At 56.4% G+C, this 22,656-nt stretch carries 12 protein-coding genes; 5 read left to right on the plus strand and 7 right to left on the minus strand.

From position 1 onward, the window contains the following. Nucleotides 1-24: 24 nt before the first annotated feature. The 3 genes from FFS57_RS05690 to FFS57_RS05700 form a co-directional block, all read right to left on the minus strand. Complete coding sequence (locus FFS57_RS05690; RefSeq protein WP_137936798.1) at nucleotides 25-4,386, minus strand: polyketide synthase family protein; 4,362 nt, start codon at nucleotides 4,384-4,386, stop codon at nucleotides 25-27. A gap of 149 nt (nucleotides 4,387-4,535) precedes the next feature. Then, complete coding sequence (locus FFS57_RS05695; RefSeq protein ID WP_137936799.1) at nucleotides 4,536-11,285, minus strand: type I polyketide synthase; 6,750 nt, start codon at nucleotides 11,283-11,285, stop codon at nucleotides 4,536-4,538. A 287-nt stretch (nucleotides 11,286-11,572) separates the two neighbouring features. Continuing rightward, nucleotides 11,573-12,601, minus strand: coding sequence for a hypothetical protein (locus FFS57_RS05700; RefSeq protein ID WP_137936800.1), 1,029 nt, complete (start codon nucleotides 12,599-12,601; stop codon nucleotides 11,573-11,575). A 1,257-nt stretch (nucleotides 12,602-13,858) separates the two neighbouring features. On the opposite strand from FFS57_RS05700, the gene FFS57_RS05705 reads away from it, so the two are divergent. From FFS57_RS05705 to FFS57_RS05725, 5 genes are read left to right on the plus strand one after another with little or no spacing between them, the layout of a single operon-like run. Further along, nucleotides 13,859-14,986, plus strand: a complete 1,128-nt coding sequence (locus tag FFS57_RS05705) for an FtsX-like permease family protein (RefSeq protein ID WP_137936851.1) — start codon at nucleotides 13,859-13,861, stop codon at nucleotides 14,984-14,986. 10 nt (nucleotides 14,987-14,996) lie between these two features. Beyond that, complete coding sequence (locus FFS57_RS05710) at nucleotides 14,997-15,713, plus strand: ABC transporter ATP-binding protein (RefSeq protein ID WP_137936801.1); 717 nt, start codon at nucleotides 14,997-14,999, stop codon at nucleotides 15,711-15,713. After that, complete coding sequence (locus FFS57_RS05715) at nucleotides 15,710-16,630, plus strand: HlyD family secretion protein (protein WP_249383906.1); 921 nt, start codon at nucleotides 15,710-15,712, stop codon at nucleotides 16,628-16,630. Before FFS57_RS05710 ends, FFS57_RS05715 begins: the two co-directional genes overlap by 4 nt. Further along, the gene (locus FFS57_RS05720) at nucleotides 16,627-18,042 is read left to right on the plus strand and encodes an efflux transporter outer membrane subunit (RefSeq protein ID WP_137936802.1); all 1,416 of its coding nucleotides are present in this window, start codon (nucleotides 16,627-16,629) and stop codon (nucleotides 18,040-18,042) included. The genes FFS57_RS05715 and FFS57_RS05720 overlap by 4 nt, the downstream gene beginning before the upstream one ends. After that, nucleotides 18,039-18,767, plus strand: a complete 729-nt coding sequence (locus tag FFS57_RS05725; RefSeq protein ID WP_137936803.1) for a 4'-phosphopantetheinyl transferase family protein — start codon at nucleotides 18,039-18,041, stop codon at nucleotides 18,765-18,767. Before FFS57_RS05720 ends, FFS57_RS05725 begins: the two co-directional genes overlap by 4 nt. Nucleotides 18,768-18,927: 160 nt before the next feature. Here the strand turns inward: FFS57_RS05725 and FFS57_RS05730 are convergent, their stop codons facing one another. The 4 genes from FFS57_RS05730 to FFS57_RS05745 form a co-directional block, all read right to left on the minus strand. Continuing rightward, nucleotides 18,928-20,310, minus strand: a complete 1,383-nt coding sequence (locus FFS57_RS05730) for an ATP-binding protein (protein WP_137936804.1) — start codon at nucleotides 20,308-20,310, stop codon at nucleotides 18,928-18,930. Nucleotides 20,311-20,321: 11 nt separating this feature from the next. Then, entirely contained in the window at nucleotides 20,322-20,969 is a 648-nt protein-coding gene (locus tag FFS57_RS05735) for a response regulator (protein WP_137936805.1), read from the minus strand. 213 nt (nucleotides 20,970-21,182) lie between these two features. After that, complete coding sequence (locus FFS57_RS05740; protein ID WP_137936806.1) at nucleotides 21,183-21,656, minus strand: hypothetical protein; 474 nt, start codon at nucleotides 21,654-21,656, stop codon at nucleotides 21,183-21,185. Nucleotides 21,657-21,750: 94 nt separating this feature from the next. Continuing rightward, the gene (locus FFS57_RS05745) at nucleotides 21,751-22,563 is read right to left on the minus strand and encodes a LabA-like NYN domain-containing protein (protein WP_137936807.1); all 813 of its coding nucleotides are present in this window, start codon (nucleotides 22,561-22,563) and stop codon (nucleotides 21,751-21,753) included. Nucleotides 22,564-22,656 lie beyond the last annotated feature (93 nt).

A 22,656-nucleotide genomic window follows, 5' to 3' on the forward strand; every position in this document is an offset into this window, starting at 1 on the left:
CGCAGAGTTTGTCGTTGTTCACGTTCATACCTCAATCTCATGTTGAACCGCGTCTGACGGCGGTTGGGCGGCCAGTGCCAAGTTGCGGAAGCCAGCGCCCAAGTTGTCGCAGATACCGATCACATTGCCGCGGTAGATGATCTCTGCCACGAATACCAGCGCCACGCTGGCCAGCGTCTGCCCATCAGCCTCATAGGTGCGGTCGATGGATTTGCAGGTCAGGCGGTAACGCAAGGTTTCCGGCTGACACTTCACCTCACCACGGAACTTGGCGCTGTAGTGGTGATTGGTCAGCGTGTGCGGCGTCAGTTGTGGCAGGTTGTACAGACCCAGGTAGCACAGGAAGAACTTCAGTACCTGTTCGCAGCCTTCTACCAACATGGTGCCAGGCATCACTGGATCGTTCTTGAAGTGCGCCTTGAAAGCCCAGTGTGCGGGATCGATATCGCACTCACCTACCGCCTCACCCAGACCAAACGCACCACCATTGGCACTGATCGATGCAATGCGATGCACCATGCGGGCTGCCGGTGCGTACAGATGCCCCACTCGCTGAACACGATAGGCCGGGCCGAAGCAGCGTTCGAAATCACCGTCCTGCAAGGCTTCGATCTCTGCCGAGCTGAACGATGTCTTGTCGCAGCGCAACGGCGGGTTAAACGGCTGTGCCAGCTGGGTGACTTTCAGATAAGGCGCAGAATCGACACCCTTGGACTTTTCAATATCCTTCGGCAGGAAGAACCCGGAATTGGCCACCAGCTTGAAGCACAACCGATCACCCACATAGCACAGGTACTCGTAGGCGATCAGTACGTTCTTGCCAACTTTCAGGAAGGATTTGATGTTGACCCGGCCACGCAATACCTCCCCCGCCTTCGGCATCTCGCTGTAGACCGTGGTCTGGCTGTCCACCGCGCGGTAACGCAACTGGCCTTTGAAGAGCTGGTCACAACCGATATAGGTGAAGGCCACGATCATGGCGTGTGATGATTCCAGTGACACAAACGCCCCCACCAGGCCATCGATGGCGAACCAGGCATCGTGCGGCAAGTCGCATTCCCATTCGATGAAGCACGGCTCCAGCTTGCCCTTCTGTGCCGACATCGCAGTAATACGTGATGCGAACATATATGGCGGTGACGGCATCCGGGTACGGATCGGATAGGTATCGGCTTCGGCATAATCCGGGCCCAATACCTTGGCCACCGAACCATCAGTCAGCTCAATCAGCTGGGCTTCATCAAACAGTACAGGGCGTGTCGGCTTTACCACCGGTTTGGCTGCAAACGGCTTGATTGGCATTGGGGCGATTGCCGGTGTGGGCAACAATGCATCCAGGTCGCTGACTTCGCCACCCAGCAAGGTGTTCAAGCGGCGATAAAACTGCTGCTCCGCTTTCAGGAAATGCAACTGTGCCTGCACATTGCGTAGATACTGGCGTGCCAATGGGTCCTGTGTGTGAACAGCATGCAGATCGCTGGCCACGGCTGGTGCCACCGGAACAGTCGGCTGGATGACCGGTGCAGCCTGGGGCGACGTGCCAAACAGCGCACAATTCGCCTCGTTCAGGATCATTTCCGGAATGGTGCGATCCCGACCGGTGTACACCCGTGTCATCAATCCACCGGCCTGTGCGCGATACGGTACCGGCTGACGGGCAGCCTGACGTTGGCTGTCTGTCGGCTCTTGCAGAATCAGGTGAGCATAGGCGCGATCCACCCCCAAGCTGTTGACGGCAGCCTTGCGTAAACCACCGGCCGGCGCTTTCCAGTCCTGCCCGGCAGGGTTGGTACGCAAGGTGCGATAAGCAGCCCAATCGGGATAGGCCTGTAATCCGGCAGTCGGCGGCAAGTAACGGCGATACAGGCACAATGCGGCCTTGACAATACCCACCATGCCCTGCGCCAACGCCAGATGCCCGTAGTTGGCACTGACCGACCCCACCGTGACCGGTGTCGTGACTGCACGCTGACCATAGACACGATTCAGCCCTTCAACCTCAATCAGGTTGCCTTGCAGCTGACTACCACCGCTCAGCTCTACATAATCGATGTCGTCAGGTGTGCAATCCGCTTGTTGCAGCGATGCCGCCGCAGCGCGTGCCACCGCATCGGCAACCGGGGTAAAGGCTGTGCTGGCGCCACGCTCATGGCCAACCGCCAGCCCACGCATCACAGCATAGATGCGATCCTGTGCCGCAGTAGCGACCTGTTCCTGCTTCAGAACAATCACACCAGCTCCCTCGCCAACCGGCAAGGCAGCATTACGTTGATGCGACCACAGCACGTTCTCCAAGCCGCCGGCAAAACTGCCACCGGCTACGATGACGGCTTCCACCAACTGTTGCGACAACATGAACTGCGCAACTTCAATGGCCTTGAACGGCGCATTCTCATGCGAGCCCAGCGAGAAGGCCGGGCCATCCAGTTTCAGATGCGCGGCAATCCGGCTGGCGACCACATTACCGATACCGCCGGTGATCCCTTCCGGATAGGGCTCAGGGAACAAGCTGTCCTTGGCGATGGTTTCCAGCGCGGCTGTCTGCGTCTCGGTCAACTTGATACCGCACTGTGCCAGGCTGTCGCGGATCTGCCAGGCCATTTCGTTGCGCGCCTGATAGCGTGAGCAACTGTAGTCGACATCCCCCGCCACGATCACGGCGATATTGCGCTTTTTGCCATCAACCTGATAACCAGCGTCGTAGAAAGCCCGCTCGGCTACCGGCATCAGGAACAGATGTGACAGCAGATGACTGCCGATCACTTTGGGTGGTAATTTGAAATGCTTACAATCGAAATCCAGCGACTCGATATATGCCCCGATCGGTGGTGTATTGAAGCCACGTGCCTGCAATACATCGTCACGGCCCTCCAGACCCAGCCAGCGCGTACGTGGTAAGGCGGCCAGATGGTCGCGACCGTGACGGATGGTGGCATCGAACTGATCGACTTCATCCGTACCCGCCAATGACACTCCTACCCCGACAATCGCCAGCGGTGCCAACGTCAATGGGGCTTCGGTAACAGGCTGATCGTTTGCAACATGCTCACGCAATACCATGTGGCCGTTCACACCACCAAAGCCGAAGGCATTGATTCCAGCCCGTTTGAGCTGGCCATGCTGCGGCCAAGGTGTGGTCTGACGCACCACCTGCTCGATACCCAACTTGCCTTTCGGCGTGCTGACCAGTTCCTGTACACCCAAGGTGGGGGGAATGACGCCATGCTTCATCGCCAGCAACACTTTGAGAATGCTGGCCATGCCGGACGCAGTCAGCATGTGGCCGATATTGCCCTTGTTGGCGCCAACCAACGGGTATTGGCCATCATCACCAAAGAATGCCTCGACGGAGCCCAATTCCACCTGATCGCCCACCGGTGTACCGGTAGCATGGCATTCCAGATAATCGATGTGCTTGTCCACGCCTTGATAAGCACGTTGCAGCGACAGCATCTGGCCGTTGAAATCCGGCACCAGAATATGCTTGGCACCACCATCGTTGGACAAACCGATGGATTCGATCACGCCATAGATCTGATCCCCATCACGCACTGCGTCTGCATAGCGCTTCAATGCAATCAGCCCGGCGCCCTCGCCGGCCTTCAGGCCTTGCGAATGACGATCGAACGGTACCGACTGGCCATCACCAGGGAAGGCCTGCAGCACGTTGAAACCATGGTCGATATAAATATGATCGGCGTGGCATACCGAGCCAGCCAGCATCAGATCGGCCTTGCCGCTCTGCAGGTAATAGCTGGCCACCTGAACGGCATACAACGCCGATGCGCAAGCCGCATCCAGCGTGAAGCATGGCCCTCCCAGGCCCAATGCCTGGGCAGCAATGGTGCCGTTGTAACTACCGGTCATCATGTTCTGTTCTGACAAGCCATCAGCTTGCCAGCGCTCATGAAAACGGAAGTCCGGACGACCGATCAGTGTTTGCAGATACGGTGTCAGAATCTGATGATAAAAACCACTCAACAGTCGTTTCACGGCATGAGTCGGCATGCCGATATTGCCGACAATCAGGCCGCAACGCTGACGCATGGCAGCATCTGCGTCACCATAACCGGCATCCTTCAATGCCTGCTCGGCAGCGTAAAGTGTCCAGTGAAACAGCGGATCAAGCGCAGACAGCTCATCTGCAGGCAGTCGATAGCGGCCTGCATCGAACTGGAAGCCGCGTACGTGGCCGTTCTTGTTGTAATTGATCTTGTCGGCCGTACCCGGAATCGGGTCGTAATACAGGGCCGGGTCCACACCCAGCTCCTCGCTAGACAACGGACTGGTGCAATCCCGTTGGTCCAGCAGGTTTTGCCAGTACTGCGCCGGTGTTTCGGCGCCAGGGAACAGGCAGCCCAAGCCGATGATGGCAATGTGTTCCATAATGCATCCAAGCCTAAAAGTAATGCCGATCGAGGATTGCCGGACGCACGCCGCCCTGCCGGGCTACGCAATGAACAAGCTAAGCTATTCACTGCGTAGCGGCATGGTGAGGTGGGCGCCGACGCCCGTCAGTTACTGCAGGTGATGATTCAAGCCACCGCGGTGGTCTCCGGATCGCACAATTGCTGGCGTAGTTTCTTCGACACAGTGAAGGTCAACCCGGACAGCTTGCTGAACACCTTGCTGGCCTCGTCGTGAACGATGATGTCGGTCACCAGGGCAGCCTGGCTTTGTGACACCACAATCATCGACAGATAGAACGGCTGGTCGAACGCAACCGGGGCAAACTGCTCCCACTGGCCGATCTGTGATGGCAGGCCGGCTTTGTCGGATTGCAACATCAGCCACGCCAACGGCGCCTGCACAAACACATCACCCAGATACGGATTGAACGAATTCACCAGGAACTGGCCCTGCTTGTTCTCCTCCGTAGCCGCCAACGTGCCACTGGCTGTCAAACGCTTCTCGTCGGCATTCAACAGATGCTGGATGCCACGGAATGCATCGCCATGGAACAGCAAGGCACCTTGTCGCATGTCACCGTAGATAGCCGGATGATCCAGCGCCCCACTCAGTTTGGCCTCGGCATAAATCGGCTGTTCGACCGTTTCGTGGCTCATGGTCACAGTGGCCTGGTACCGGTTCAGTTGCTCGCCATCGTTATCGTTGAACACGCTGACAGCCAGCACATGACGGTCATTGCCCTTTTCCGGCGCGCTGATCGGCTTGATTTCCACCACGAAGCGGCGCTGTTCCGCCTCGTCGAATACCACGCCTTTCAGTACCTTGAAGTCGCTCAGCTTTTCCAGGTGGTAACCCGGCAGCAGGTCTTCGCAGATCTGCACCATCCAGCCTGCGGCCACCGTTGCTGGCAACACCGCATGCTTGCCGACCACATGATCCTGCAGGAAGCCGTTGTCAACCGGATTCAGCTCACGCACCACGCGAGTGACCGCTGGCAGCCGCTTCACCTTCGGGCTGACCTTATAACTACCACCGCCAATCAGCAACTGTGGCACGGCCGCGCTGCGGAATTCGTTGACGAAATGGTCCACACCGGTCTGTGTCGGAATGATCGCCAGCTTGCGTTCCGCATACGCTTTCTTCAGCACGTCATTGACCATACCAGTGTCCCATGGACCCCAGTTGATCGAACGCACAAAGGCCTTCGGATATTGCGACTGGAACAACCAGGCAAACTTGTTCAGCACTTCGTTGGCCATCGAATAATCGGTCTGCCCGGCATTACCGAAGAAACCAGATACCGACGAGAACACCACCACGTGCTTGAGCTTGTCGGTCTTCACTGCCGCCAGCAGGTTCTCCAGGCCCTTGACCTTGGTCATGAACACGCTGTCGAAATCAGTGGCAACCTTCTTCTCGATGCGCTTGTCAGCCAGATTGCCAGCACCGTGGATCAGCCCTGTGACGGTACCCAGCTCGCGCTGGATGTCTGCCACTGCACGGGCTACATCCTTGGCATCGCCAATGTCGCACGCCACGTAGATCGCTTGACCGCCGGCTTGTGCCACCTTGGCAATGGTCTGCTTCACCTCGGCAATCTGCAGCACATCCTTCAGCATGCGGTCCACTTTTACCGGCGTCGGTTGCTCACCCTGCGCTTGCAAATACTTGATGGCGCTAGCCTTGAGGCCATTGACCTCGTTGACACCCTCTGCCCAGGCAGGTACCGGCCCGTCGATACGGGTACGACCCAACAAGGCAAAACGTGCCGGATACCGCTTGGCCAAGGCGATCACGCATTCGGCGGTAATGCCGCGTGCCCCACCGGTTACCACGAACACCGATTTCGCATCGATATCGGTCAGCGATGGCTGGCCATCGATGGCTACCTGCTCAAAACCCAGACCAAACCGTTCGCCTTTTGCACCCCGGCCAATCTCGCCAACATCGGTCTGCGCATCGCCCAACTCTTCCAGAATCATGGTAGCTGCGGCTGCCTTGCTGGCTTTCGGGTCAATGTCAACGGTACGGCAGAAGCTGTCTTCCCATTCGATGTTCAGCGACTTGGTCAGCCCGGTCATACCCGATGCCACCACCGGGAACATGCCACGACCTGCCGTTCCCAACTCACCATCCAGCTGGCTGACCACGAAGAAGAAGCTGCGGCCGTTATTGATCTGGCTGAAGGCCGGTTGCAACAATTTGGCTAGTGTGAAGACAGTACGGGCGCTGTCGTAATCTGCTGCATTGAAAGCCCCATCCACCGATTTCACGTTACCAACTGCAGCTTGCAGGTGTACCACCCCGCCAATGGCACCTTCAGCCTTGGTCAACTTATCCAACAAGGCTTGCAAGGTGGCTTCGTCGGCACGATCAAGTACGTAATCGTTCACGCCCTTGATCCCCTTGCGACCACCCTTACCTTGTTGCCAGCCAAAGATCAGACGGGCCACACGTTGCTGCTGAGCAAGCAGGCTCTTGGCCAGTTCATCGCTCAGTCCCTTGCCATCATCCGTCACCAGCCAAATGTGATCAGGCGCCAGATCCAGTGCCCGTTGATCGGGCTTGGGCAGGGCCAGCTTACGTGGCTGGTAGCGGTGAATGGTATTCAGTGCAATTTCGGCATCACTTACAATCAAGCGCCGAGCTGGGGCAGATGCGTCTTCCCGCGGCTCAGCTAGGGATTTTTTTGCTGCAGATTCCTTGTCGGCTTCTTCGCTGGTCAGCTTGCGTGTGGTCGCAACGAAACCCAAGTTGCGCAACGGCGGCGCATCCTCAACCGGCGTTTCGACGATTTCCGGCGCAGCGGCTTCAGCCACCGGTGCAACAGGTGCGGCAGCAACCGGAGTAGTTTCTGCGGCGGCTGGGGTGCCTTGGCCTTTCAGTTCGGCCAGCAGTTCGTCGATGGTTTCCTTGAAGAAGATCGCCATCTTGCGAATATTACTGAACGCGTCGATGTCGAAAGTCTCTGTTTCCTTGGCGCTTTCTGCATCCTGGAAGTACGGCACGCCGGCGGCCAGAATGTCGAACATTGCACCGAAGATTTCCAGGCGTTTGATGGAATCGATCCCCAGATCCGCTTCCAGATCCATTTCTTCATTGATCATGTCAGCCGGGTAGCCTGTGCGGTCGCTGACAATTGTCACCAACTGCTTGACCAGATCTTCTACCGTAATGGCTTCAAAGCGTTTCACCAGGGCTTCGTCTTCTGCGCTGAGCGTGGGTGCTGCAGCAGCAACAGGGGCCGCTGGTGCAACCGGCGCAGCTACCGCAACCGGTGCCATTTCCGGAACGGATGGTTTGGGTGCCTGCACCGGTGCAATCGGCGCCGCTTGAACCGGCGCAACAGCCACCGGCGCGGTGACGACAGGTGCAGTCGCGGCCACGGGCGCTGCAACAGGCAAGGTCATCGGGGCACGTTGTGTCGTCAGGGCTGACACTCGGCTGGCACGTGCTGCTTCGCCGCCCAACATGGCTTGCTGGTTGTCGAAATAGTGTTCATGGTTGACGTGGTACAGCTCCTGATTTTTGTCCAGCAACTGGAAGCTCTGGCTCAGGCTAGCAACCACATCGGTCAATTGCGGGCTGCCCTGGAATTTCTCCAGCAGTGTGCACTGCTTGCTCATCAACGAATTCAACAGCTGGATGTATTCGCGCTGGTTCAATTGGAACTGCTGATGTACCTGACTCAATACGTTCTGAGCCTGGATCTGTGCGCCCAACACGCTCAGCATTTCATTTTCGGGCTTACCGCTTTGCATCATGCCTTCTCCATTAAAAGCAGGAACAGGACTCAGCCAGTTCATGCCGGTGTTGTCTTCAACCAGGGTTTCAACTGCCAATACGGTTTCCTGTCGCTGTCGCGGTGGCGGCCAATCGACCGGTTCCGCTTCCAGCACAGGGACTGACGGTGTGGGTGCCGGTGCAACGACCGGCAGGCGTTCATTGATGAATGCTTCAACCGCGCGGGTATCCTGACGCAAAGCATGTTTCCGCTTCTGCCGTGCTTTGTCGGAAAGGAAGAAGCCACCGCTCATGGTGAAGCTCATACCTTTCTTCTTGGCTGCAGGCGCAGGGATCGGTGCTGCCTGGGGATCCAGATTGCTGAACTGCACGCCTTCCACCACCAGCTTGGCCAGTGCACGCTTGAATTGCAGTGCGGCATCACCATTGGCGCTGGGGTTGAGCGATACCACGCTGTGCGGCTTGCCTTTCAGAATATCTGCCACCAGCTTGCCCAGAATGCCCTTCGGACCAATCTCGATAAACAGATCACCACCACGTTGGTAGATCTGCTCAACGGTTTGACTGAATCGCACCGGACTGATCAGTTGCTTGATCAGGGAAGCCTTGATGGCTGCCGGGTCCTGGCTATGCGGTTCCGCCGTTGCCGTGGAGAACACTGTGCATTGCGGCACCTGGAACGGTACATCGGCCAGGTTGGCCTGGAACGGCGCGCAGGCGTGTTCCACAAATGGGGTATGGAAAGCAGCGGACACCGCCAGTATCTGGCTACGCACTTTTCGTTCGGTCAGGAAGGCATATGCCTGCTTGATCGATTCGCTGGAACCACCCAGAACCAGTTGCTCTGATGAGTTGTAATTGGCGACGATCAGGTCCTTGAACCGTCTTAGTACTTGATCGACCTGCTCTTCGGACATCGATGCAGCCAGCATCGCACCCAGTTCGGCATTGGCATCCGCAGCGGGCGTTTCCACCGCGGCACCCCGCGCCAGGGATACCCGGTAGAAGTCATCATCCGACAACACACCGGCTGCCCATAGTGCGGTCACTTCGCCATAACTGTGGCCGGCCATGAAGTCTGCCTTCAATCCCAGCCCTTGCAACAGCTTGTAGTAACCCGCGCTGATGGCACCGATGGTGGGTTGGGCCCGACTGGTACGGGTCAACGCTTGCATCTGCTGCTCGGCAGCCTGCTCGCTGAAGACCGGTTGCGGGAAGATGACGTTGGACAGCGGGGCATTGCCTTGTGCATAGGCAATCGCATCCAGGCCTTCGATGGTTTGACGTACCACAGGGTAGTCATTGACCACTTCGCGGGCCATGTTCACATATTGCGCGCCCTGTCCTGGGAACAAAGCCACCACCCGCCCTGCTGTCGCAACAGCGCGTGGCTTGTAGTAAATCCCCAGTGGATGCTCCCAATCCTTATCCAGATTGGCTGCCAACTGCTTCAGCGCTTCGCCGAGCAATTGTGTAGCTTGCGCCAGGCCTTCAGCTGCAAACGCCAACCGGGCTGCACCCAAGGCAATGGGCTGACCTATTGTGGTCTGCTGATGCGCACGGAACAACCCTGCCCCGTCAGCCGCCTGCCAACCAGCCAGCATTTCCTGACCTTGTGTCAGCAGTTGCGCCGGCGTATCCGCTTGCAACACCACGACTTCTGCCCGGCGATTCAAGCGGTAGGTACCGTTCGGCTCCGGCTGATGTTCCTGCAGAATGGCGTGATAGTTAGTGCCGCCAAAACCGAACGCGCTCAACGCAGCGCGACGTGGTGCACCATTAACCGGACGGAACCAGGGCTTGCTGTCGATGTTCACGTAGAAGGGACTGCCTTCCAGCGACAGCTCCTTGCTAGGCTGCTTGACGTTGATGGTTGGCGGCAACACCTTATGGAACAGGCCAAGTGCCACTTTCATCATTGAAGCGGCGCCGGCTGCGCAACGGGTATGACCGATCTGCGATTTGATACTGCCGATGGCAATGGAGCCTTCTGGAATCTGGCAGGCTTCGAATACTGTCCGCAAGCTGTTGATTTCAGTGTGATCGCCAGACTGAGTGCCCGTGCCATGTGCTTCCACCAACTGGATGTCGGCTGGAGACACGCCTGCACGCTGATAGGCACGATTCATGGCCTTGACCTGGCCTTCGTGACGCGGCGCGAAAATACTCTTCGCCCGGCCGTCACTGGAGGCTTGCAGGGATTTGATCACCGCATAGATGCGGTCGCCATCGCGCTCGGCATCTTCCAGGCGTTTCAATACCAGGAAGCCGACGCCGTCGCCCAGCATCATGCCGTCGGAATCCTGGTCAAACGGACGGGAAATATTGCTCTTCGATAGCGCAGGGGTCTTGCTGAAGCACAGGAACGAGAAAATCGAGTTTTCCAGATTCACGCCACCAGTCAATACGACGTCGCAACTACCATCGGCCAATTCACCGATAGCAGCTTTGATCGCAGCCAGACTGCTGGCGCATGCGGCATCCACCATGTAGGACGTACCGCCCAGATCGAAATAGCTGGCAATCCGGCCGCAGGCCACATTGCCGAGGAAGCCAGGGAAGCTGTCCTCATTCCATTCCAGGTACAGGTCGTTGACTCGCTCGATGACCTCGCTCGCCACGGTGTCCGACAAGCCCGCGTTGAGCATGATCTTCTTCAGGTAGGGACCCTGCTGACGTGATGCCAGCGAGAACGAAGTATTGCCGTTACCTGCCCCACCCAGAATCACACCGACCCGGTCACGGTCGACCGGCAGCGGATTGTCACCGACCAGTCGCGCATCCTGCATTGCCTGCTTGGCGACATACAGCGCAAAGATCTGCGCAGTACTGATCGATTCCAGCATCAACGGTGGTAACTTGAATTCAACCGGGTCGAACTCAATCGGCGGCACAAAGCCGGCCTTGTAACCGTAGGTTTTGTCAGCGGCGGTCGGATCCGGATCGTAGAAATCCGCCTTGCGCCAATATTCCTCACCATTCATCTGGTCCACGTCGACAATCGAATCCTTACGATTGATGACATTGGTCCAGAAATCGTACAGCGTCGCCGCATCCGGAAAGTGGCTTGCCATCCCCACAATCGCGATATCCGACGGACGTGTTGCATTGCTCCACAGCGCCTTGTCCATAGGCTCCTCACCTTTTATACAGCCAGATCGTTTTCACATCATTTACAACAGTTACATTCTCTTTTGGAGAATCCAGCAATCGGTTCAAACCGATTCACGACAACCATTCAAACGTGTTACCACTACCTGGCATGGCGGAGAGCCCGACTTAGCGGGGTCAGCCATGCTTGGAAATCTTGTTTCATCCGGGATTCAACCGGCCAAACCGTACATCCAAACCAGCTTATTGTTGCGGGATACCGGCCATCATCCGGTGCGCCGCATTGATTCAGGAATGTTGTTACGCCTCATTTGATTGCTGCAGTTGCCGACGATGTCGTCGCACCTGTATTCATTGGCGTGGCCAGTGCAGCCCCGCGTGCTATCCCCAACAGGGCGCCACCTACCGCGGCGGCGGCACCCAATATCACCTCCAGAACCACGACCAGCCACAGCGGAATATGCTGAATGGCGAACAGCCGTGTAATCACCATGCCGCCACCGGTCACCATGCCGGCTGCGGCATGCAGCAGAAAATACATGTCCGCTTCCTTGACCTGGTCATCTTCTGCCACGTGGACCAGACCACAACGCACATCACCGATAACCTGATGCTTGCAGGCGTGACAGACCCACATCGCTACCACGTAAACTGTCCCCGCCACCGAATACACCACATTGCTGAACGGAATGGCCGACGAATCCGGATAGGCCGTACCCGAAAAAAACTGATGACTGATCAAGCCGCACAACGCTGCTGCAACCACCCCCCATGGCAGCAGGTAGGCGCCGAACACCCGCTCGTCGCTCTGTTCAGCAGAAGCAGGCTGACTGCCTTGCGCATACTGCTTCAGATAACCGCTCAAATATGGCAGACCATGGTTTCGGATCAGTATCAACATGCCTGTCAGCGAACAGGCAAAGATCGCGACCAACATCATCACCAGCCAGAACCAATTGGTTGGAATCTGTTGAACGAGCCACCACAACAGGCCTGCCATCACCATCGATATCAGCACACCTCGCCAGAACAATCCCGGCCAGATATCGAAATTTGGGTTGACAGTCGACGTGGCGTGTTCCATACCAAGTGGGAAGGTGCCAAATGCCAACATCCGGTTTCGTTCCGCAAATAGCGTTTCGGCCGTGATCACCAGCATTGATGCCGGCAGATACACCACTGTGAACAAGGTGATTGCGTCCCGTTGGATGGGGCTGCCGATTTGCCCTGCAACGAAATAAAGCAGTGACACAATCGTCAAATCAATCAGCAATCGGATCACACAACTGCCGATCAAGCGATCCCATTGCCAATGCGATGGGGGAAGGTTGTTCACGCTTCAACTCCTTAGTCTTGCTGCCAATTGGTTGATATTGGATCGGCTGCAGTCATCTGATTTTCACAGGCAAATCAATACCCGCCCACCATTTACCTGGCCTGCACCCTACTGCCATGATGACGATTGATTTGTTCAAACTTTGTCGTTCATTACCACCATTTTCTACATTCTGATGTGACCGACCTGCTTGAGATTCACGCTTCGATCCGATCATCAAGCAATATCGTATTTGAGAATCTTTACAGTTTTACCATGTTGCGCATCACACTTCCGACTGACAAATAGATCATTTCAATTCTGGCCAGGCGGTATGTTGAGTGAAATGGCAACTGCCCAGGAAAACAGCATTCAGCTCTTACTATTTGCCACTCAATTGGAGCAAAGAATCTATCTCTTTGAAGCGCATGGCAACAACATGATTCAATGCGAAAATCCGCATCAATCGAATTGCCGTATTTTTCAATCTACGCAAAAACACTCGCATATTATTGTTTTTATTGTGTTATTTTAAATGACGAAGAATGACTCCGTGTCGTTCTCGCACACAAAAAATTTCATCAAAAGGCCAGATTTCAACGAAATTCCACGCTTGAAAACGCTTCAAAATAGCCAGCTTTCTGTTACGGTTTTTTACCGACACGGTGCTGACAATCAATTCATGAAAAGCAAATATTCACCTTCCTGCCATCCACAGGTCTACATGTTCAAACGCAGCTTCAATGCAGTTCCAGCATGCGGTGCAGCCTTTTCAATCAATGCAGGAAGGGCTGCATATTCCATCGATTCAGATATACACACCACTTTATTCCTATGCCATATTTAAGGACGAAAAAAATATTGTGGGTTTCCGAATTTTATATTGTGGAAAACCACTATTATTTCTACATATAATTATTCGAATATTCAACATTCCTTTGGCATGAAAGTACTGAAAATAAACACATCTTTGCGTTAATCATGAAACTCCGAACATTGGAATCACCCACCATCCTGCTTTTTCACCTTCTGAGAAAATATGGAAAGTCCAAATAGATCAATTATTTGAAATCACCCCAATTCAAAACCTGGGTATTACGGCCTGCTTGCAAACCCACACCTGTCCTGCTCAAAGCCCTTTCCATCTACCTACTCAGGAAACACTAAGGATTGACTGGCACACTGCATCCCATTCACATCGGGAGTCCGCCATGCACAGCTATCTCAATCGCTTGTTGATTTGCATCCTGCCGACATTGGTTTGAATCGGAGCGCATGATGGTTTCTCTCGCTCGTGCTTCGCTGATTTACGAATGGCGCCGTTTCCTGCCTGCCATCCTGGCTGTAGCCTTTGCTGGCTTGCTGGTACAGGTACAACTCAGCCTCCTGCTGGGCATGTTCAGTTCGGTTGCGGTCTATATCGATCGATCGTCTGCAGATTTATGGGTTGGCTATCCCGGCACACAAAGCGTGGATTTGGCACGACCGATTCCCGGTAAAGTGGAAAACGGTCTGCGTATGCACCCAGACGTCACCGTTGTCGAACGTTTTACCTGGACGGTGGGTGACTGGCAGCGCCCACAAGGCGGCAAATTATCGGCTGTGCTGATTGGCATCGACCCCAAACCTGAAGCAATGACATTTGCCAGCTTGCTGACCCCAGCGCTTCGACAACGCCTACAGGAGCCTGGCAACGTGCTGGTGGATGAGGCGGATCTCGACAAATTGGGTGTCAAGGTTGGCGACGATGCCGAGCTTGCTGGCAAGCGGGTACGTGTCGCCGCCACAGTCAACGGGATCCGTTCCATGGGCGGGGCCAATGTACTGACATCACTCAGCACTGCTCGCAGCATTGACCCCTATCTGCGTGGGGACACCACGGATTACTTCCTGGTGCGCCTGAAAGACCCCGAACACGCCGAGTCGGTACGTGATGCATTGAAACCGAGTGGCAGTTTCAAACCATTCGAGGTGTGGACCTCGGAGGAATTCTCGATCCAGTCCCAGCTTTACTGGTTGTTTGAGTCAGGTGCAGGCTCCGGCTTCCTGTTTTCGTCGGCGCTTGGGCTATTGGTTGGCATCGTCATCACAAGTCAGACGCTGATGGGGGCCATTGTCGCCGCGTTGCGCGAGTACGCCACGTTACGTGCACTAGGTGTGTCCACCCATTCGTTACGTGCAGTTGTCGTCGAGCAGTCATTCTGGGTAGGGCTGCTCGGACTGATCATCACCGGTCTGATTGGTGCCTTGTTGGTGGTGCTGGCTCGCGCTGCCCACATCGCACTGGAGGTGCCGATGTGGGGATGTATTGCCACCGGCATCCTGGTGCTCAGCATCGCTTTGTTGTCTGGCCTGTCGGCGTTACGCGCCCTGAATCAGGCTGAACCGTTCACTTTGTTGCGATAAGGAAATCATCATGTCCGCTACGCCCACCATCATTGGCGAGCAGCTGTTCCGGTCTTTCAGCAGTGGCAAAACCAAACAGACTGTGCTGAACGGCATCTCCCTGTCGATTCTGCCCGGCGAGTTGACGCTGATCATTGGCCCTTCGGGGTCCGGCAAAAGTACTTTACTGTCTGTTCTGTCCGGCCTATTGTCACCTGATTCCGGCACCGTTCAGGCCCTGGGTATCGAGCTGAACCGCCTGTCAGACGAAGAACTGGATCGCTTCCGCCTGGAAAACTGTGGTTTCGTGTTCCAAGGATTCAATCTGTTTAGCTCATTGACCGCGCTGGAAAATGTGCTGCTGCCCTTGAGCTACGGCCCCAAACTGGATAAGACAGAAGCAGAACGTCGGGCGACCGAAGCACTGGAGATGGTTGGCATGGCACCTCGCTTGAGATTGCGGCCGATGGAACTGTCCGGCGGTGAAAAGCAACGCGTGGCCATTGCCCGCGCCTTGGTTAAACGACCCCGTCTGCTGTTTGCTGATGAACCAACCAGTGCACTGGATAGCCACAACGGCCAGATTGTCATCGACATTTTGCACCATGTCGCGCAAGAGCAAGGCACAACCGTATTGGGGGTATCACACGACAATCGCCTGATCAAACACGCTGATCGTGTGATTACGCTGGAAGATGGTGCAGTGGTCAAAGACCAGCGTGCCCGTACCATGCTGGAGGCCGCATGATGCGCATGCAACCACTCTGGCTGGCCATCAGCCTGGCATTGACCTGCGCTCTGCAGACCGGTTGTTCGGAAACACAGGCCAGCAAGCACAATCCCGCAGCGCCAGTATCACCTTGGGCGGCGATGGCAAAAGGCCGCATCAGCATTGAAGGCGGCGTCATCAACATTGCCGCTCCTCGCCCAGGTATCGTGCAGGAGGTATTGGCGGAAGAAGGTGCCGAAGTCAAAACCGGCGCAGTATTGGCCCGCATTGATGACCGCGAGGCGCGACTGGCTCTGAAAGTAAAGGAACAGGAACGCGATGAGGCCCGGGAATCGCTACGCCTGTTACAGCTACGTCATGATATTGCCCAGCGAGAGCTGAAGCGACTCAATGGCTTGCAAGGGGATGAGGTGGTCTCGAATCAGGATCGGGACAATGCCCGTGACCAGGTTTTATTGGCTGCAGCCGAGCTGTCACGACAAAAAGCAACATTATCCGCCGCGGAAGCGCAGGTGGCTGCCAGCCGCCTAGAAGTAGAGCAGCATGTGGTTCGCGCCCCCCTGGCTGGACGCATCATCCGCCGGCAAGCCAAACCGGGTGACGGTGCCTCTACCCTGAACGTGACGCCGTTGTTCCTGTTTGCACCCCATGGCCCCCGCATCGTCCGGGCTGATCTAGAAGAGCGGTTTGTCAACGCGGTACGACCGAATCAGGCTGCCGAAGTCGTGCTGGAGGCAGACGAGAGCAAGGTCTACAAAGCCCGAGTGCTGCGCCTGGGTGAAGTCTTTGGTAGCCGACCGGAAAATGACGACCCGAACGAAAAGCAGGACATACGAGTTATTGAATGTGTATTGGCGCTGGAAGCACCTGAGCTACGGATCGGGCAACGGGTGCTGGTCAAGATTGCCCGCCAGAGCGGAACAGGCGCATCATGAAATACACCCTTCCCTTGATCGGCTGCGCCCTGTTGAGCGCCTGCGCGCAAGTCACGCCGCCCAACACCCCCCTGACTTTGCCGGATCGCTATGCCACACCGGTAGCGGGCAGCCTGCCGACCGGCGATGCCTGGGCCAGCCTGGGCGACCCCGGTTTGACTCAGTGGATTGAACAGGTGTGGGCTCGTAATACTGATCTGGCTGCGGGTGTGGCCCGACTGGATGAAGCACAGGCCGAGCTGACAGTGATCACAGCCGATCGGTATCCAAAACTGGACTTTGAACATAGTGCCGAACGGCGACGCCAGTCCAAGTACGATCTTGGCGAAGTCAGCGAGGAGACCAAGAATCCCAGTACCCGCCATGCATCCCAGCTGGTGTTCGGCTATGAATTGGATTTGCGGGGTCGTATTCGCGCTGCCATCCGGGCCGGAGAAGCAGACAGGGCGGCGAGACAATTCGATCATACTGCACTACGCTTGAGCCTGGCGCGCGAAACCGCCACCTTATGGTTCAATCGGGCCGAGCTGCAGCACAACTTAACGCTGGCCAACCAGCAACTGACATTACAACGACAAATACTGGACAGCACCCAGCGCAAGCGTCGTGCCGGTCTGCTCAGCGGTAACCAGTTGCATACCCTGGAGCAAGAACTGAATGAGGTTGACTGGCAACTGAGACAGGAAAATGACGCCCTGCAACGTGTGGAACGTAGCCTGTGCCAACTGGCTGCCATGACGCCAACTGACTGCCGGCTGCCAGAGGGTAAACCACTTGACCAGCTTCGCCAGCCTGCTGTTGGTAATGCCGTACCGGCCGAACTCCTGCAACGGCGGCCGGACCTGGCCGCCGCACAAGCTCGTTATGATGCGGCCCGTGCCCGAATAGACGAAGCTGAAGCAGCCCGTTGGCCCGCATTGACCCTGGCGGGTGTTTTGGGCGTGAGTGCCGGCAACTGGGCAGGTCTCCGTCGTCACAATGCCCGTAACTGGTCGTTGATGCCCCAATTGGCCATGCCATTGTTCGATGCCGGCCGATTACTGGCGGAAGCCGACAAGGCACGCTCAACGGCTGCCGAAAGCTATGCCAGCTGGCATGGTGCTATCCTGCAGGCTGTACATGAAGTGGAAGATGCGGCAGCCACACTGCAATATGCAGCCCAGCAGGATGACAATCGGCAACAGCAACAGGCTATTGCTGACCGCCAGTACCGGGCAACCGAACAGGCCCGGCGAGTGGGTTTGGGCACAGCACAAGCTGAATGGCAGGCCGGTTTGCAACGCCTGCAAAGCGCGAAAGCGCGCAGTGCAGCCCAACGTGAACGACTGCAGTCAACCGTCGCCTTGATATCCGCGTTGGGCGGTGGCTGGCGGGCAGATTCCCCATCCGGCACAGTACAGGCGGCACGATGACGTCAACCAGCACCGATACCGTGACCCCTGAATTGACATTGTACTGCCTTCCTCCCTCACCCGCACCGCTACCACTGGTATCGCGACGTTATCGTGTCGATGCCAGCCTGTTGCAGCAGCTGACTGAGCCGGATCAACCCTTGCCGGCTAGTCTGTCACGCGCGGTGCTGAAACGACAGGTGGAATTTGCTGCGGGTCGATGGTGTGCCATTCGGGCGCTGCGACGCTGTGGTTATGGCGGCCCTTCGGTCATTCCGATCGGCATCGAACGTGCGCCATGTTGGCCGATGGGCTACGTAGGCGCCATCAGCCACTGCAAAGGTCTAGCAGTCGCCATTGCGGGGGAACAACAATATTTCAGTGGTGTGGGTATCGACATCGAGCGACCCGTGCCGATCGATACACTACGACAGATTGTCAGTCACATCGCGACGCAACCGGAACTGAAATTGGGCATTGCCCGGGGTCTGCCTTACGAAATCTGGTCGACCATTTTGTTTTCAGCCAAGGAAAGTCTGTTCAAGGCGCTGTACCCGACTGTCGGCCGCTATTTCGATTTTCTGGATGCCGCCATTACCCAGCTGGACACACAAACAGGGCAATTGCAGCTGCAGTTGGTACACTCATTGACCAGCCGTCATATTGCTGGCAATCGATATCGGGTCGATTATGCGGTAGGTCAGGAATACCTTGTGACCCGTTGCCTGCTGGAAGCATGGCCATGAATGGAGCGTGCTCAGCCGCTTGCCAACCTGCATCGGTACCCGCGGCTGATTCGCGCAACATAGCCAATACAGCACTGTATGCACTTCAAGCAATGTCACAGTCATCTCGACAACTTGGTCTTGATTGGGAATGAGTTCATCACGCCCCGAACATCGACCACTACCCCTCAGTCACGGGCAGGCGGATATCCACCGCCAACCCGTTACCATGCAGCCCATCGGTCAACAGTAACGTCCCGCCATGCAATTCCACCACCCGCTTGACGATAGCCAGACCGAGACCACTGCCTGTGGCTGTCGCGTCAGGCAGTCGGACAAAACGTTTCAACACATTCTCACGCCAGGCAGGTGGAATCCCCGGCCCGTCATCGGCCACAGCCAAGCGTACAAACTGAAAGCCCGGCGTCACTTCGATACTGATCGTTGCACCGGTCGGGCAGTAACGAATGGCATTGTCGATCAGGTTATCCAGCACACTGTCCAGTGCATGAGCATCCCCCTGAAACGGCGCCGTATCCGCACCGTCATAAGCCAGTTCGATATCACGTGTCATGGCATGGGGTACGTGACGTGCCACAGCTTCTCGCGCCAGGCGTGCCAAGTCCAGCGGCTGTTTCTGCAAACGTGCAGATTCGGCGTCCAGCCGCGACAAGGTCAACAATTTGCCCACCAGTGCGGCACTGCGTTCGATACTGGCATCCAGCTGGCTGGCCAAGGCCGCTCGTTCGGCTGCTGACTCCGCCTGTGCCAGCAGATGCACCTGGGCGCCGATGGCCGCCAACGGGGTTCGCAATTCATGTGCGGCATCGGCAAAAAATCGTTGCTCGCCTTCACGATACGTCCCCAGTCGCGACAACAGCTGATTCACCGAATTGAACACCGGCTTGAGCTCCTGATATTCCGCATCGTTGCATGCCAGGGGTGTCGTCGCATGTGGATCACGCTCCGTGATCGCTCGAGCCAGGTTCAACAAGGGCTGTAACGCCCGACCAAACCCGACCTTCAACATGATCATGATGACCGGCAGTGCCGCCACCAACGGCAGCAGGAAGAAGATCAAAATCTCCGTCAGCGCCCGCTGTACAAAACTGCGGGCCACGGCCACCTGTACCGTCACCAACTGATTGTCGCTGGCAACCCGCACGGTACGCCAACGACCGACATTGACCGGTTCAGCATTCAAGGCTGGTGTAGACAGCAATGGCCAGGCATCGGTTTGCGCCAGGACACGACCTTTGCTGTCATGAATGCGATAGGCAAACTCATGATGTCGCATCGGCGAATCTGCATAGGTACGGCTGAACTGATTGATTTGCTGATCTAACACGTGTGATCGCTCAGGCTCCTTGAAATCCACGCTATAGAGATTGGCAAAAGACTCGGCGAGGCTACGTAGATCACGGTCAAAATAACCTGACCCCACTCGCGTCACTTCCCAATAAAACCAAGCCAATAGCAATAGCCAGATCAATAGAATGGATGCCAGGCTGGTCCACAGCAAGCGACGGTACAAGGACCGTCTGGCCACAGCAGGAGTCAACATGGAGCAGCCCTTTACGGTTTCGGCAACAGGTAACCCACACCACGCACTGTACGCACCCAATCGCCGCCCAGCTTACGTCGCAGGTTATGGACATGCACTTCCAGCGCATTATCCGATTCGCAGCACAGATGCTCGACCAGATATTCGCGATTGATAACCTTACCCGCTTTACGCACCAATTCGAACAACAAGGCGAATTCGGATGGCGAGAGCGAAATGGCTTCGTCCGCCAGCGTCACCTCCCGCGTGTCGGTATCGATACACAACGAGCCAATCTGCCAATGCGCCGAGACGAACCCACTACTGCGTCGCGTCACGGCTTGCAGCCGTGCCAGCAGCTCGGGAATTGCAAACGGCTTCACCAGATAGTCATCGGCGCCCTCTCGCAATCCATCCAGACGGGTTGCCAGTGCATCGCGCGCCGTCAGAACGATGATCGGCAATGTTTCACCTTGATGCCGCAGCTCGCGCAACAGATCCAACCCTTCACCATCTGGCAGCCCCAAGTCCAGCAGCAATGCATCCTGTGGCTCGCCGGCTAGAAATGCGCGGGCTTCTTTCAAGCGCCGCACCCAGACCGCTCGCCAGCCAGCCTGTCGTAAGGCTTGCCCCAATGCCTCGCCTAAAGCCAAGTCATCTTCCACCAACAATACATTCATGATCCGGATTCTCAAATAATGGGTACTTAGGCCCGCAGTTCGAGTTACGGCCAGTTCTGGCCAAGCTCAGCCTGCCGATCGGGATTGGATGGCCTGAATGCACCAGGCAATCGGCCTGTCATTGGAAAATCGGCTGCAAGCCGCGTCACGGCTTGCTATCGTAGTACGTTGACCAGAGAATGGGAATGGGTCTGCAAGGCCAATCGGCCAGGATTATTGCTTCTGATAGATTTGCAAAGGTCGACAGGGCGTCTGAACTGGTCGCTTGGCCAGATAGGCATCCAAACAATTCGCTTGTGATGTCAGCGTCTGCAACGCTTGATCGGACAGTACCGACAGCACCCGATTAGCCGCCAGTGCAGACTGGTACAAATTACCAATCCGGCTCAGGGCATCCTGCTCCATCGTCGCATCCGGCTTGGCGGACCGATTCGCCAACTCATGCAGACGGGCCTCAGCGTAGGCCACCAACGTAGCAGGGGCTGGAAAATGACGTGCACTCTCTGACAAGGCTTGCGCCACAGCCGACCAATCCCCGGCCTGTTCTGCCAATTGGGCTTGCTGCAATTGATACTGTGCTGCGGCACGATCAGCAGTGTTTGCATTCAGTTGTAGCCAATTGGCCACTACTTCAGGTTGGGCCAGGGCTTCGGTCGACAGGGATAACTCAACTCGGGTTGCTGCCATGGCAACCTGACTCAGACAGCAAAAGATCAGCATCCACGCTTTCACTTTCCCCCCTTTGCTTTGGTAGGCACATGGTCAGTAACCCGTTATGCGATCAGATGCTCGCAATGACATCAATACGACGTGCGACAGGCAGGCCATCGATCTTGGCCGGCTCCGACAGTTCGAATTCCAGAATGATATCCCTGGACGGCAACTGAGTCTCGCTCAACCCATTGGGCAGGTCGCCACCGCGGAAAAACGCGGAACGGGTTTCTTCCTGCCCGGCCAGTACGATACTGTTGGGTACACCACTCAAGTAGCGGATGAACCCATAGCGTTGTTCGGCCTGGTAAGTCTGGCATACGCCACGCACTCGCGAGCCGATCTCACCCCATCTGGGCGATGCCGGGCCGGCATTGCGCACCGGTACCAGGTTCGGCACCAACAAGCCATTGATGAACTGGTCGGCCGTATCCCGTAATTCTCGCGATACATTGTCGAAGGCAACGACTTCCACACGACAACCCTTGCTTTGCAAGGCACGGGCAACCTGCACGAAATCGCCATCGCCCGTTACCAGCACAACCGTGTCCAGCCGTTCCGATTCCGTCAGCACATCCACCGCCATGTCGAGATCGGCGTTGGCCTTTTTGGTTTCCATGCCTTCATCGTCATAAAAACGACGGACCTGCTTCACGGTGACCCGGAAGCCCTGGTCACGCAAAGCCGCCTGATAATTGCTGGCTTTCTGCAAATATTCCGGCTCGCGATCAGCCCGCTGGGCATCAAATGCCAGGTAGACATTCAAGCGCTGCGGTTCACCACCACCCCGGCAAGCCAATGTGCGCAACACTTCATAGCGCATGCCATGACCACCGTTCATTCCAATATTACTAGCATCTACATATACGCCTACTCTGCGCATCGCAACCTCGGTTTACGGTTTTCGAATAAGCTTTTGCCCGTCAAAGCGTGGCCATTCAACACGGTTCCACAGTTCGTGCCGGCCAACGCAGCC

The organism is Chitinivorax sp. B, assembly GCF_005503445.1.
In the GTDB taxonomy this organism is placed as follows: domain Bacteria; phylum Pseudomonadota; class Gammaproteobacteria; order Burkholderiales; family SCOH01; genus Chitinivorax.

Excerpts from the sequence above, each read along its gene's own strand:
- FFS57_RS05695 (WP_137936799.1), bottom strand. The coding sequence starts at position 11,285 with ATGGACAAGGCGCTGTGGAGCAATGCAACACGTCCGTCGGATATCGCG.
- FFS57_RS05735 (WP_137936805.1), bottom strand. The coding sequence starts at position 20,969 with ATGAATGTATTGTTGGTGGAAGATGACTTGGCTTTAGGCGAGGCATTG.
- FFS57_RS05710 (WP_137936801.1), top strand. The coding sequence starts at position 14,997 with ATGTCCGCTACGCCCACCATCATTGGCGAGCAGCTGTTCCGGTCTTTC.
- FFS57_RS05730 (WP_137936804.1), bottom strand. The coding sequence starts at position 20,310 with ATGTTGACTCCTGCTGTGGCCAGACGGTCCTTGTACCGTCGCTTGCTG.
- FFS57_RS05690 (WP_137936798.1), bottom strand. The coding sequence starts at position 4,386 with ATGGAACACATTGCCATCATCGGCTTGGGCTGCCTGTTCCCTGGCGCC.
- FFS57_RS05725 (WP_137936803.1), top strand. The coding sequence starts at position 18,039 with ATGACGTCAACCAGCACCGATACCGTGACCCCTGAATTGACATTGTAC.
- FFS57_RS05705 (WP_137936851.1), top strand. The coding sequence starts at position 13,859 with ATGGTTTCTCTCGCTCGTGCTTCGCTGATTTACGAATGGCGCCGTTTC.
- FFS57_RS05740 (WP_137936806.1), bottom strand. The coding sequence starts at position 21,656 with ATGGCAGCAACCCGAGTTGAGTTATCCCTGTCGACCGAAGCCCTGGCC.
- FFS57_RS05715 (WP_249383906.1), top strand. The coding sequence starts at position 15,710 with ATGATGCGCATGCAACCACTCTGGCTGGCCATCAGCCTGGCATTGACC.
- FFS57_RS05720 (WP_137936802.1), top strand. The coding sequence starts at position 16,627 with ATGAAATACACCCTTCCCTTGATCGGCTGCGCCCTGTTGAGCGCCTGC.
- FFS57_RS05745 (WP_137936807.1), bottom strand. The coding sequence starts at position 22,563 with ATGCGCAGAGTAGGCGTATATGTAGATGCTAGTAATATTGGAATGAAC.